Origin of the sequence: Frankia sp. Mgl5, from assembly GCF_023242985.1 — a bacterium.
In the GTDB taxonomy this organism is placed as follows: domain Bacteria; phylum Actinomycetota; class Actinomycetes; order Frankiales; family Frankiaceae; genus Parafrankia; species Parafrankia soli.
The window spans coordinates 1-381 of sequence record NZ_JALKFY010000513.1 but is presented as its reverse complement, the minus strand read 5'-3'; the positions used below and the strand labels follow the sequence as shown (position 1 = coordinate 381).

The window sequence follows — 381 nt, the reverse complement described above, 5'->3', positions numbered from 1 at the left end:
GAGCGATGGAGCCACTGCATGGACCATCATCATTTCCAGTAACACGGCAAAAATCACTTCCCCCGCCTGGGTAGCTTCCACTGCCGCAAGCTGGCTGGCACTCCCTTTCACCATATCGGTAGCGGAGAAAAACAGCACAGTGGCAATCAGACCGGACGAAATGGCGACAACAATTGATTGAAAGGTTTGCCCATAGCTGGGCGCTCCGTCCACGGCTAGGCCATAGAAAGAAAGCAGCAGCCAAAACGGTGTACTGGCAAGCGTCATCCCCAATACCCGTTCATAGGCGTCAAGCCGTCCTTGAACTGCGGCCATCATTTTGCGGTTGCCGAGCGGATAGGCAAACGCGGCGATCACCACCGGCAAAATACCCAGCACAAC

At 55.1% G+C, this 381-nt stretch carries 1 protein-coding gene; it reads right to left on the bottom strand.

Annotated elements, in window-relative coordinates:
• Positions 1–381 (bottom strand): multidrug resistance efflux transporter family protein (locus MXD62_RS10390; protein WP_248829114.1); only part of this gene is annotated, 381 nt, incomplete at both ends.